Source organism: Microbacterium sp. MYb72 (assembly GCF_002979415.1).
Lineage (GTDB): Bacteria > Actinomycetota > Actinomycetes > Actinomycetales > Microbacteriaceae > Microbacterium > Microbacterium natoriense.
Map to the genome: position 1 here is coordinate 18,962 of NZ_PCOT01000039.1, position 12,198 is coordinate 31,159.

Consider the following 12,198-nt stretch of genomic DNA (forward strand, 5'->3'; position numbering starts at 1 on the left):
GCCATCATGACCGATCAGTACGCAGACACGGCGGGGCGGGCGGTCCTGGAGACCATCCGCGGGTACGGGGTGACGGCGGTGTTCGGCATCCCCGGTACCCACAACCTGGAGCTGTACCGCCCGCTCGCCGACCTCGGCATCCGCGCGGTGACGAACCGCCACGAGCAGGGCTCCGGCTACGGCGCCGACGGGTGGGCGCAGCAGACCGGGCTCCCCGGGGTGGTCATCACGACCTCCGGACCGGGACTGCAGAACGCCATGAGCGCGATCGGCACGGCCTTCTGCGAGTCGCGTCCGCTGCTCGTGCTCTCGCCCGGTGTGCCGCTCGGCTCCGAGTTCGCCGACGTGGGCACCCTGCACGAGACGAAGGACGCGACCGCGATGGTCGGCGCGATCGCCGAGTGGTCGCGCCGCGTCACCACGGCGGCGGAGGCGGTGGATGCCGTGCACGACGCCTTCGCGCTGTTCCGCACCGGGCGTCCCCGCCCCGTGCACATCGAGATCCCCCTCGACGTGCTGGAGGCGCCGGCCGGGGTCCCCGAGGCGCACCGGCTCCCCAGACCGGCGCCGTCCCCTCACTCGGGAGACCCGGCCGGCGTCGCAGAGGCGGCGCGCCTGCTCGCGGACGCCCGCACCCCGGTCATCGTCGCCGGCGGCGGATCGACGGATGCCGCGGCCGGCGTCACCGCGCTCGCCGAGCGTCTCGGCGCCCCGGTGCTGACGACCCTGAACGGCAAGGGCGTCGTCGACGAGCGGCATCCGCTGTCCCTCGGATCGAACCTGCGTCTCGCCGCGGCCCGTGCGGTCGCCGAAGACGCCGACGTGCTGCTCGTCGTCGGCTCGAAGCTGGGGGAGGCCGAGTTGTGGGCTCCCCGGCTGGAGGCACGGGGAGCCGTGGTGCGCATCGACATCTCCGTCGCGCAGCTCGACAAGAACCTCGCGGCCACGGTCGGGATCGCGGGCGACGCCGCGGCGGTGGTCGACGCCCTGCTCGCGCACCTGCCATCCGGCGACCGCCCTCCGCGCGACCTCGCGGTCGAGCGCGCCGCGATCGACACGGAGATGCGCGACACGGCCCCCGAGACCGTCGCGCTCGCCGAGATCATCGCCGAGGCGCTGCCCGACGACGCGATCGTCGCCGGGGACTCCTCGCAGATCGTCTACATGGCGCTGGGGAGCGTGCTGCGGTCGCAGCATCCGCACTCCCTGCTCTACACGCCCACCTATGCGACCCTCGGCTACGGCCTGCCCGCCGCGATCGGCGCCCGCGTGGCCGACGACTCGCGCCCGGCCGTCACCGTGATCGGCGACGGAGCCCTCATGTTCTGCGTCAACGAGCTCGTGACTGCGGTCGAGCAGCGTGTCGACGTCACGGTCGTGTGCGTCGACAACGGCGGATACGCCGAGATCCGTCAGAACGAACTCGATCGAGGGATGACCCCGATCGGCGTCGACCTCGTGCAGCCCGACTGGGCGGCCCTCGCGACCGCGTTCGGCGCGACCGGGCGCCGCGTCGAGCGCCGGGAGGACATCGCGGCGAGCATCCGCGACGCCATCGCCGACGGCGGCGTGCAGCTCGTGCACATCCCGCAGAACGCCCTCTGAACAGCATCCGACAGACAGGACCCACCATGACCGAGAACGTCGGCCCCATCGACGCCTCCCAGAACCCGCGGTACTCCGGGATCGCCACCTTCGCGCGGCTTCCCCGCATCGAGGACGTGCCGCGCGCCGACATCGCGGTCGTCGGCATCCCCTTCGACTCCGGGGTGAGCTACCGCCCAGGCACCCGGTTCGGGCCGTCGCACGTGCGCGAGTCGTCCCGCCTGCTGCGGCCGTACAACCCCGCGCAGGACGTGTCGCCGTTCGCGATCGCCCAGGTGGTGGATGCCGGAGACATCCCGGTGAACCCGTTCGACATCACGGCGGCCGTGAACGAGGTGGAGAGCGCGGCGTTGGCCCTCGGCGAGCAGGTCTCGCGCATCGTCACGATCGGCGGCGACCACACGGTGGCCCTGCCGCTGCTGCGCGCCGTCGCGGCGAAGCACGGTCCGGTCGCCGTGCTGCACTTCGACGCCCACCTCGACACCTGGGACACCTACTTCGGCGCCCCGATCACGCACGGGACGCCCTTCCGCCGCGCGAGCGAGGAGGGCCTGATCGACCTCACCGCGAGCTGCCACGTCGGCACCCGCGGTCCGCTCTACTCCAAGCAGGACCTCGAGGACGACGAGCGCCTGGGCTTCTCCATCGTGTCGAGCGAGTACATCGAAGAGCACGGCGTCGAGGCCGGCATCCAGCGCATCCTGCAGCGCATCGGCGACCGTCCGCTCTACGTCTCGATCGACATCGACGTGCTCGACCCCGCGCACGCCCCCGGCACCGGCACTCCGGAGGCCGGCGGCCTCACGAGCCGCGAGCTGCTGCGCATCCTCCGCGCCCTGTCGGCGACGACCATCGTGGGAGCGGACGTGGTCGAGGTGTCGCCCGCCTACGACCACGCGCAGATGACCGGCATCGCCGCGAGCCACGTCCTGTACGAGCTGGTGACGCTGCTCGCGGCGCAGCTCGCGCGCGACTGACGCGGGGCGGCGCCGGCCGTGTCCTCACACGAAGGATGCCGCGAGCAGCTCGGCGAAGAGCTCCTCGGCGTCGCAGTCCACGCGGCGCCGGGCGAACCAGTCGCAGATGTTGACGCAGTCGCGGTGCAGCAGGTCGAGGCCCTGCGGATTGGCGATGATGTCGACGATCTGCGGCAGATCGATCACCCGCACACGCCCCTCGTGCACGAGGAGGTTGTACGCCGACAGGTCGCCGTGCGCGAAGCCGGCCACGGCGAACACCCGCATGATCTCCACGATCTGCGTGTAGAAGCCGGCGAGCTCCTCGCGTGAGGAGCGCACCTGCGCCAGCCGCGGCGCGGCCGTGCCCGACTCGTCGCCGATGAACTCCATCAGGATCTCGGTGCCGTTCACCTGCACCGGGTACGGCACCGGCGCCCCGAGCTCGTGCATCCGGCACAGGGCGTCGAACTCGGCGATCGACCAGGCGGATGCCGCGACCTCACGGCCGTGGGAGGACTTCTTGGCGAGCGCGCGGGCGTCGCGCGTGTTCTGCACGCCGCGACCCTCCGTGTACATCGCCGAGCGGTGGAAGCTGCGGGTCTCCTCGCCGCGGTACCGCTTCGCCGCGAGCAGCGTGCGCTGATCGGGGTCGTCGGGCACGGCGCGCTCCAGCAGGAACACGTCGGCCTCCTTGCCGGTCTTGAGGATGCCGAGCTCGGTGTCGAGCGCGCCGGCATCCGTCACGATCCAGGAGGGCCACGGCAGCGGTCCGCGCTGCGTGGGGATGGTGGTCGGCCAGGTGGTCCAGCGCTGCCCGTCGCCGGGCTCGACGTCGGCGAAGGTGAGGGAGAGTTCGAGTGCGTCGAAGGACGCGAGGGGATCGGTCACTTTTGATTGCTCCGTGATGGCCAGGAGGCCACACAGGCGGCGACCTCAGGGAAGGATGTCGGCGAGGGGCGCGACAAAGACGTTCGTCATCTTCTCGGCTCCTCTCGCTCGTTCTTCCCGGGCTCTTCCCGGTGCGCCGTCGAGCCTACCCTCGGCGGCGGCGGTTGTCACGACCGGGATGGCGGAACGAGACGGACCAGCACCCCGTCGCCTTCGCCCCCGATCGCGACGACCCAGGAATCACCGACCCGCGCGGCGGCGTTCGCCCCGCACAGGAACGGCAGCGGATGCTCGTCGCCGCCGGCGTCGGTCAGGAGCAGTGCATCCGCGCACCCCGAGCGCGCCTCGATGCTCGCGCGGGCCTCGGATGAGCCGCCGACGACCACACCCTGCTCGGCGGAGTCGCGGGCGCCTCCGCCCCACCAGAGGGCCGTCCCGTCGGCGGCGACAGCGACGTGAGGGCGCTCCGCGTTCTGCGCAGCCCGGGATCTCTCGGCGCCGTCGGGTTCGAGGACGACCCTGGCGGTGCGGGTGGCGAGGTGGATGGCGCCCGTCGCGTCGACGTCGACGTCGACGGGGGGAAGGTCGGGCGATGATCCGGGCGCATCGCTCCAGTCCAGCGGCTCGGAATGCAGCAGGGTCCGTGCGCCGTCGTCGAGCGAGACCCGCAGCACCTCGTAGCCGAGTGCGCCGTCGTCGCCCACCCGGTAGCGGATGACGATCGCCGCACCGGACTGGACGGCGACGTCGCCGAACTCGAAGTCGCCGAAGTCCGTGGGTCCGCCGGATCCGCTCGGCGCCTCGCCGGGCAGATCGCGCATGCTCAGGGTCGAGGTGTCGAGAACCGCGAGCACGGGGGCGCCCTCGTCGCGCACCACGACGAGCTCGGTCGGGGAGAGCGTCGCCATCGCGGTGACCCGCGAGAGGGGGGAGTCGAGCGGAGCGTTGAACCTCGCGACCGTCTCCTCCTCGGCGTCGACGTGCAGCCAGGACCCGGAGGACACGGCCCAGAAGCCGCCGTCGCCGTCGGGCGTCAGATGGGACATGCCGTAGGCGATGTCGGCGCGCTCGGCGCCGAAAGGGACCGGCGCGAGCGTCCAGTCGGAGGGCCCCGGCTGCGGCGCGCACCCCGTCAGCGCCGTCGCCAGCACGGCGGCCACCGCGGCTCCCGTCAGCATCCATCCGCCGTTCCGCCGTCTCCTGTGCATGCGACCACCCTGCAGGGCCGACCTGGGAGGCTCCCGATCCCGACCGACCACGGACTGCCCCGGACGAATGGTCGGATGCCGTGGACGCGACGTCGGGCGACGGCATCCGGAGCCTGCGAGGGTGGAACCATGACGACGACCGCCCCCGTTCCCACCATCGGCTCCGCCCCCGTCGAGCGCATGCGCTACGGCGGGCTCATCGTGCTGATGCTGATGGGGTTCCTGCTGGTGACGGCGGAGTTCCTGCCCAACGGCGTCCTCACCGAGATGGCGGACGCCCTGGGGGTCACCCCGGGGCAGGCCGGGCAGACCGTGACGGTGACCGCGCTCGTCGGTCTCGTGGTGGCGCCGACCATCGGCCTCATCTTCCCTCGTCTCGACCGACGATCGCTGCTCGTGTGGATGGCGCTCGCCGCGGCCGTGTCGAACCTCATCGTGGCGTTCGCGCCGAACCTCATCATCGTGCTGGCGGCGCGGTTCCTGCTGGGCGCCGCCATCAGCGCGTTCTGGTCGATGTCGATCACGGTCGCCGCGACCCTCGCCGGTCCCGACCGGCTCGGACGCGGGGTCATGTTCACGTCGGCCGGCGTCTCGCTCGCCACGGTCGCCGGGGTTCCGCTCGGCGTCATGCTCTCCGAGCTCGTCGATTGGCGCATGGTGTTCGGCATCGCCAGCGCGCTGATGGTGGTGCTCGCGGTCGCGCTGCGGTTCACGCTCCCCTCGGTGCCTGCGGCGCAGGCCTCCAGCATCCGCCTCCTCGTCGACACGCTGCGTCGCCCCGGCATCGGCCTCGGCATGGCCGGTCACATCTTCGTCGTGCTCGGGCACTTCCTCGCCTACACGTACGTGCGGCTCGCTCTCGAGCGCATCCCCGAGGTCGACGCCTCCACGATCGTCGTGCTCCTCGCGCTGTTCGGCCTCGGCGGCCTGGCGGGCAACATCGCCATCGGACTCGTGATCGATCGCACGTTCGCGTTCTTCGCGGTCTTCGCGCCCGTGGTGATCGCGGTCGCCGTGATCTCGATGATCGTCTTCTCGGGGTCGATCGTCGGCGTCGCGGTCGTCGTGCTCGTGTGGGGCTTCTTCTTCTCGTCCTGGCTGATCGTCGCGAACACGTGGGTGGGGCATCGTATGCCGGATCGCCTCGAAGCCGGCGGCAGCCTCGTCGTCGTAGGGTTCCAGGCGGCGATCACGATCGCGGCCGGTGTGGGCGGACTCCTCGTCGACACGCTGAGCATCGAGCTCGTCTACGTGGTCGGCGCGGTGTCGCTGCTGCTCGGTGCGGTGCTCTTCGGCGCATCGAACCGGGCGCGGGCTCCTCGTATCGCCGTCGCGTAGCAGCGCCCGCGCTTGCAGGTGCCCGACCCGAGCCCGTCCGAGGCTGATGCCTGGGGAAACGGAGACGAGAGTGTTCGCGTGCGGGGTGTCGACCAGAGACACGCCATGCACGGTGCACTTCGTCTCCGTCTTCCGACGAACGAGGCGAGGCGGGGCTAGGCCGAGACGGGGAGGTGGGATGCCGCGCGCCAGGCGCTCGGGGTCAGGCCGGTGCGGCGGCGGAAGGCGCGGCTGAACCCCTCATCGGAGGCGTAGCCCAGCTCGCGGGAGGTCTCCGAGACGGAACGACCCGCCTCCAGCATCCGCTTCGCCGCGTCGACGCGCACCTCGGTGACGTAGTCGGCGGGGGAGCGGCCGATCGCGCTGCGGAACCGCTCTGCGAACGCAGAGCGCGACATGGCGCCGACGCCGGCGAGGCGTTCGACGGTCCACTCGCGACCGGGCTCCTCGTGGATCGCCTCGACGACGCGGTCGAGGAACGGATCCTTCGAGACCGACGGCCACCCCTCGGGGGCGCAGCCGTTCGCCGCCCAGGCGCGGATGACCGACAGCAGCACCGTCGTCGCCATCATGCGGCAGATCAGCGGATCACCCTGGCGCACTGCGCAGGCGGCCGGGTCGGTCGGGCCCATGCTGGCGGCCAGCGCCGCAGCCGCAGGTTCGAGCACATCGAATCCGGTGACGGTGATGTAGTCGGGCAGCACGGCGTCGAGCGTCGACGCCGAGTCGGCCCATTCCAGATCGACGACCACCAGCGTGGTCTCGGCGTCAGCCTCGAGGGCGAGCGCGGTGCGCCCCACCGTGAGGAAGGCGTCGCCGGCCGTCAGCGCGGCGCGCGGGCCGGGGATGTCGACGGCGATGAGGTGCGAGGAGCGGTCGACGTCCAGTCGGCACCCGGAGTCCAGCGGAGGGATGCCGTGCACGGCGCCGTGGGCGATGTAGACGAGCGTCGCCGCACCCGGCGCGAGCGGAAGCAGCGCACCGGCATCCAGGATCCGGCGTCGACCGACGCCGACGCGGAGGTCGACGGCGCCGAGAACCTGCGAGAGGGCTTCGGAGTCGACGGTCACCATGCCTTCGGCAACGTCGGGGAGCGCCCGGGTATTCCGCGGAGACGCGAATGTGACGGGCAGCACTCCTCTTGCGAGACTAAGTTCACTAGAAGATGTAGAAAAATAGCATTCTGTTCATGAAATTAGTGATGTACTCTCAGGCTAGGTGCCGATGAATCAGGAGGACTCGTATGCAGTTGCATTCGCCACTCGCGGCCTTCGTGGGCGGCGTGGAGGCCGATATTCTCACCGCGCTCGTGCGCGCGAACGGGATGGTCATGGATGCCGCGATGCTCGCGCGCATCTCAGGCAAGTCCTACACCGGCATCCGCTATGCCCTGCGCCGTCTGGTGCAGCACGGCACCGTCACGGCGACCCAGATCGGCAGCCGCAGTGTGTTCGCGTTCAACGCCGAGCACCTCCTCGCTTCGGCGATCGTCGAGATCGTGGACTCCAAGTCCCGCCTTCTCGTGGAGTTGACGACGGCGATCGGTGAACTCTTCTCGATTGACCCGCGATTCTCCGCACTCTTCGGCTCGGCAGCGCGTGATGAGATGACGCCCGAGAGCGACATCGATCTCTTCCTCGTGCGCCCAGCCGAGGTCGATGAAGATGCCTTCGCCGCGGAAGCGGAGGTGCTCGCGCAACGTGCGACCCATCTCACGGGGAACGACGTCAGAACCCTCGTCTATGGTGAGGAAGAGGTCGCGCAGGGTGCTGCGCGACATCCGGTGTTCGCCGAGATTCTGCGCGACGGCGTCGTACTCACCGGTGATCTGGGGTGGTTCCGTCGCGCTGCGACATCGTGAGGAACAGATGCGTCTCATCGAGCGGACACCGGCCATCGAACGCGGTCGTCGTCGGAAGGCGGAGCAGTTCGCTGCCGCTGCACGCATGGTCGAGGAACTCGAAGACGATGACGAGCTCGTCGACGTCATCGTGACACTGTGCGTGCATTCCGGGATCGCGTCGTCTGATGTCATCTGCCTGAAGCGGCTCGGCACCCACGTCAAGGGAGAGAATCACGCGGAAGCGGTGTCGCACTTGAAGAAGGCGGACGACGGTGCCTCATCAGCGCTTGCCACGCTTCTGAGTATGAAGACCAAGGCGGGGTATGGGTTCGACTCCGTGAGTCGGTCCGATCTGACGCGGGCCATGAGAGCGATGGAGTCCCTGGTGACGAAGATGCGGGCCTCCTGAGCACGACTCAACCATTCGATGGATCACGGATGCCGCGGAGCCGCCTAGCGTGGGGAGTACCCGATTCCTAGGAGCACTGTGTTCACCGAGCCCTCCCGCCTGTACCGCGTCCTGGCCATCGCCGAGGCGATCACCTGGACGCTCCTCATCTCGGCCCTCATCGCGCGGGCGGCCGGCGCTCCGGGGATCGTCGTCACGATCGGCGGCGGCATCCACGGGTTCGTGTTCCTCGCCTACGGGGCGACCGCGATCCTCGTGGCATTGAACAACCGCTGGCATGCGGGCGTCGCCGTGCTCGCCGTCGCCAGCGCGATCGTGCCCTACGCGACGATCCCGATGGAGATCTGGCTGCACCGCACGGGGCGCCTCGCCGGCGCCTGGCGGCTGGAAGAGGGCGAAGACCCGCGCGACCGGCGCTGGATCGACCGGCTGATGCGCTGGTTCCTGCGGCGTCCGTGGGTGCTGGGCGGGCTGATCGCGATCGCGGTCGTGGCGCTCTACGTCATCCTGCTGCTCGTCGGTCCGCCCGGAGGCAAGTGACCTCGCCCGTCACGGGGTGATGATGATGGCGTTCTTCTCGACGATCTCGTCGAAGACCGCATCCACGTCGCCGCCCACGCAGTCGACGATCACGAAGACGCCGGCCCCCGTCGCCGTGAACGCGCGAGCCGTGATCGACCAGTCGTGCCCGTCGCGCGTCCCGGTCAGCTGACGCGCATCGACCAGCGGCGTTCCGCCGGTCTGGTACCCGAGCTGCACGGTCGTCGCGAGCAGCGTCACGGAGGCCGAGGTCGTGCCGCCGACGACCTGCGCGAGCACCGCGTCCGAACTGACCTCGTCGTCGCCCGGCGTCATGTCCACGTCGGATGCGAGCCCCTGCCAGAACCGCGCCGTGCAGGTGTCGTCGATCGTGCCGTCCGTCCATCCGCCGTTGCCGTCGTCGGGGGCGACCGACTTCCAGCCGTCGTCGAACAGGAGGCCGTCGCCCCACTGGATGTACGCGGTCGACGGCAGATCGGCGCCGTCGGCGAACGACATCGTCGCGGGGATGCCGTCTTCTGCGGGCTCGTCGGAGGGAACCGGGGTGCTCGTCGGCCCGTCGACCGCCGGCGGATCCGCGGGGATCTGCGCGTAGAGGCAGCCGCTCAGCGGCAGCGCGACGACTCCGACGATGATCGCCGCGGCGAGACGGCCCCCCGATGTACGCGTCATGCCGGTCAGCCTAGCCCCGGGGCCACGGGCGCGGGGAGTCAGTGCGCAGTGGCGACGCCGACGGCGTCGTGCACGATCACGGCCGCGACGCGGGCTCCGGCGCCGGCCGCGACGATGAGCTGCTGGGGTCCGGGGGCGGCGGCATCCCCCGCGGCGTAGAGGCCGGGCACGTCGGTGCGCCCTGAGCGGTCGGTGACGAGGTGCCCGTGCCCGTCGACCGCCGCGGTGAAGCCGTCGAGGAACGAGAGGTCGGTCTCCCACGCCGGCCGCACGAACCCGCCGCCGACCCTGATCACCTGACCGCCGTCGAGACGGATCGCCTCGAGCCTGCCCCGTTCGCCCACGAGCTCGGTGATCGGTTGCCGCAGCACGGCGATCCCCGCGGCGGCGAGCTCGGCCTCCTCCGTCGTCGTGACGGCGTCGGAGCCGTTCGTGAAGACCGTGAGGCTCTCGGTCCAGCGGGCGATCAGCCGTGCGCGATCGGCGAGGTCGGCGGACTCCCCGATGAGCGCGAGGCGTCGACCGCGCAGCTCCCATGCGTCGCAGGCCGCGCAGCTGAACAGGCTCATGCCGTAGAAGCCCCGCAGGTTCGGCACCTCAGGCAGCGTCTCGCGCAGGCCGGTGGCGAGCAGCACGGCGCGGGTGCGGACCGTCTCCGTGGCCTCCGTGCGGCCGATCCCCGCGGCGAACCCGTCGTCCGTCTGCGTCAGCGAGGCGACGCGCACGCGGGAGCGGATCTCGACGTTCGGGTAGGCGGCGAGCTCCGCCCGGGCGAGCTTGCGCAGCTCGTGCGGGGGCACGCCGTCGCGGGTCAGGAAACCGTGCGAGTTCAACGTCGCCGCGTTCCGTGGGCGATCGGCATCCACGACGAGCACCCGCACCAGGGACCGGCCCAGGTTGAGGGCGGCGGAGAGGCCCGCAGGGCCCCCGCCGATGATCAGCACGTCGTACGGAGCCGTCTCAGCCATGCGCACCCTCCTGTGGGGGAAGGGCGGCGACCACCGGGTGGTCGAACGCGGAGACGCCGACCTTGGCGGCGCCGCCGGGCGAGCCGAGCTCATCGAAGAACTCCACATTCGCCTTGTAGTAATCCTGCCACTCCTCGGGCAGGTCGTCCTCGTAGTAGATCGCCTCCACGGGGCACACCGGCTCGCAGGCGCCGCAGTCGACGCACTCGTCGGGGTGGATGTAGAGGGAGCGCTCTCCCTCGTAGATGCAGTCGACGGGGCACTCGTCGATGCAGGCGCGATCCTTCACATCGACGCAGGGCAGCGCGATGACGTAGGTCATCGGACGAGAGCGCCGTCGCGCGACACCGCGACCTGCTCGTCGCGGGGCACGACCTTCACGCGCTCGCGGGAGTGCCGATGCGTCTCGCCGAGGCGACGCTCGTGGGCGTCGAGGGCCAGCCAGCCGTCCCAGGTCGTGTATTCGGCGCCGTCCGCGTCGAGCACGTCGAGCACGTCCTCGTCGGAGGCGGGGTCTGCGAGCAGCCCGGCCTCCGCGTCCGCCACGAGGTGCGTGATGGTCTCCAGCGCGTCGGACTTCGTGTGCCCGATGAGGCCGACGGGCCCGCGCTTGATCCAGCCGGTCGCGTACAGGCCGGGCTCGTCGGCCACACGGCCGCCGTCGTTCGGCACCACGCCGCGCGCCTCGTCGAACGGCGCATCGACCACACGGGTGCCGTAGTACCCGACCGCGCGGTATACGGCCTGCACGGCGTAGTCGCGGAACTCGCCGGTGCGCACGAGGGCGCCATCGGCATCCGCGCGGGTCCGCTCGAAGCGGATGCTCTCGACCCGCCCGTCGCCCTCGATCGCGACGGGGGCGTGCCAGAAGTGCAGGTGCAGTCGGCGGGATGCCGTGCCCGCCGGGCGGTCGCGCCAGCCGTTCAGCGTGCGCAGCATGACCTTGAGCTGGTTGTTCGTCGCGGCTGCCGGATCGACGCCGTCGAAGTCCTCGTCGTGCAGCACGATGTCGACGTCGCGCACCTCGCCGAGCTCCCGCAGTTCGATGGGCGTGAACTTGATGTCGGCGGGGCCGCGGCGCCCGAACACGTGCACGTCGGTGACCGCGGAGGACTCCAGACCCGCCAGGACGTTGTCGGGCACCTCGGTCGTGCGGAGGTCCACGGCGTGCTTCGCGAGAACCCGGGCGACGTCGAGTGCGACGTTGCCGTTGCCGATCACCGCCACAGACGACGCGTCGAGAGGCCAGGTGCGCGCGACATCGGGGTGACCGTCGAACCACGCCACGAAGTCGGCGGCGCCGTAGGAGCCGGGGAGCTCGACGCCGGGGATGTCGAGGGCCGCATCGCGGATCGCCCCGGTCGCGAGGATCACCGCGTGGTAGCGCTCGCGGAGGTCGTCGAGGGAGACGTCGCGGCCGACCTCCACGTTGCCGATGAAGCGGATCGTGCGCCGGGTGGGCGCGGGGTCCCCGTCGTCGACGACGGGGAATGCGTCGAGCATCTCGTGCAGCGAGCTGACGATGCCCTTGATGCGCGGGTGGTCGGGGGCGACGCCGTAGCGGATGAGGCCGTAGGGCGCGGGGAGCGATTCGAACAGGTCGATCTCCACGCGGCCGGAGCGCTCGGCGACGGCGTTCGCGAGGAGGTTGCCCGCGTAGATGCCCGCGGGGCCGGCGCCGACGATCGCGACGCGCAGGGCCAGCGGGCGCGGCGAAGACGAGGAGACGGGGGTCGTTGACATGGCGGATCTTTCGGTGCGGGTGCGG

Annotated in this window: 13 protein-coding genes; 6 read left to right on the top strand and 7 right to left on the bottom strand. The window is 70.9% G+C overall.

Annotation, left to right across the window (positions count from 1 at the left end; genetic code table 11):
* The first annotated feature begins 6 nt into the window (after positions 1–6).
* On the top strand, positions 7–1,605 hold the full coding sequence (locus CQ047_RS16860; protein ID WP_105677058.1) for a thiamine pyrophosphate-binding protein: 1,599 nt from the start codon (positions 7–9) through the stop codon (positions 1,603–1,605).
* Positions 1,606–1,631: 26 nt separating this feature from the next.
* Positions 1,632–2,582 carry an agmatinase gene (gene speB, locus CQ047_RS16865; RefSeq protein ID WP_105677060.1) on the top strand — a complete coding sequence of 317 codons (951 nt, stop codon included), beginning with the start codon at positions 1,632–1,634 and terminating at the stop codon, positions 2,580–2,582.
* A gap of 24 nt (positions 2,583–2,606) precedes the next feature.
* On the opposite strand, the gene CQ047_RS16870 is transcribed toward speB, so the two are convergent.
* Positions 2,607–3,452, bottom strand: coding sequence for a serine protein kinase RIO (locus CQ047_RS16870; RefSeq protein ID WP_105677061.1), 846 nt, complete (start codon positions 3,450–3,452; stop codon positions 2,607–2,609).
* 167 nt (positions 3,453–3,619) lie between these two features.
* Entirely contained in the window at positions 3,620–4,660 is a 1,041-nt protein-coding gene (locus CQ047_RS16875; protein ID WP_146114381.1) for a hypothetical protein, read from the bottom strand.
* 129 nt (positions 4,661–4,789) lie between these two features.
* Here CQ047_RS16875 and CQ047_RS16880 point away from each other — a divergent pair, with 129 nt between their 5' ends.
* Entirely contained in the window at positions 4,790–5,998 is a 1,209-nt protein-coding gene (locus tag CQ047_RS16880; RefSeq protein WP_105677063.1) for an MFS transporter, read from the top strand.
* A 155-nt stretch (positions 5,999–6,153) separates the two neighbouring features.
* Here the strand turns inward: CQ047_RS16880 and CQ047_RS16885 are convergent, their stop codons facing one another.
* Entirely contained in the window at positions 6,154–7,071 is a 918-nt protein-coding gene (locus CQ047_RS16885) for a helix-turn-helix domain-containing protein (protein ID WP_105677065.1), read from the bottom strand.
* Positions 7,072–7,241: 170 nt separating this feature from the next.
* Between CQ047_RS16885 and CQ047_RS16890 the strand changes: the two genes are divergently transcribed.
* The 3 genes from CQ047_RS16890 to CQ047_RS16900 all read left to right on the top strand — a co-directional run bounded on the left by CQ047_RS16890 (position 7,242) and on the right by CQ047_RS16900 (position 8,790).
* A complete protein-coding gene (locus CQ047_RS16890; RefSeq protein WP_105677066.1) occupies positions 7,242–7,859 on the top strand; it encodes a nucleotidyltransferase domain-containing protein in 618 nt (205 codons plus the stop codon).
* A 7-nt stretch (positions 7,860–7,866) separates the two neighbouring features.
* Entirely contained in the window at positions 7,867–8,250 is a 384-nt protein-coding gene (locus tag CQ047_RS16895) for a hypothetical protein (RefSeq protein WP_105677067.1), read from the top strand.
* 78 nt (positions 8,251–8,328) lie between these two features.
* Positions 8,329–8,790 (top strand): DUF3817 domain-containing protein, encoded by a 462-nt coding sequence (locus CQ047_RS16900; RefSeq protein ID WP_105677068.1) that lies wholly within the window; start codon positions 8,329–8,331, stop codon positions 8,788–8,790.
* Positions 8,791–8,799: 9 nt separating this feature from the next.
* Here the strand turns inward: CQ047_RS16900 and CQ047_RS16905 are convergent, their stop codons facing one another.
* Genes CQ047_RS16905 through CQ047_RS16920 form a run of 4 tightly spaced genes read right to left on the bottom strand, consistent with a single transcriptional unit; the run spans position 8,800 to position 12,173 of the window.
* On the bottom strand, positions 8,800–9,462 hold the full coding sequence (locus CQ047_RS16905; protein ID WP_105677070.1) for a hypothetical protein: 663 nt from the start codon (positions 9,460–9,462) through the stop codon (positions 8,800–8,802).
* Between the two features lie 38 nt (positions 9,463–9,500).
* Positions 9,501–10,430: an NAD(P)/FAD-dependent oxidoreductase gene (locus CQ047_RS16910; RefSeq protein ID WP_105677071.1), complete on the bottom strand. Its 930-nt coding sequence runs from the start codon at positions 10,428–10,430 to the stop codon at positions 9,501–9,503.
* Complete coding sequence (fdxA, locus tag CQ047_RS16915) at positions 10,423–10,752, bottom strand: ferredoxin (RefSeq protein ID WP_105677072.1); 330 nt, start codon at positions 10,750–10,752, stop codon at positions 10,423–10,425. The genes CQ047_RS16910 and fdxA overlap by 8 nt, the downstream gene beginning before the upstream one ends.
* Entirely contained in the window at positions 10,749–12,173 is a 1,425-nt protein-coding gene (locus CQ047_RS16920) for an FAD-dependent oxidoreductase (RefSeq protein WP_105677074.1), read from the bottom strand. Before CQ047_RS16920 ends, fdxA begins: the two co-directional genes overlap by 4 nt.
* Positions 12,174–12,198 lie beyond the last annotated feature (25 nt).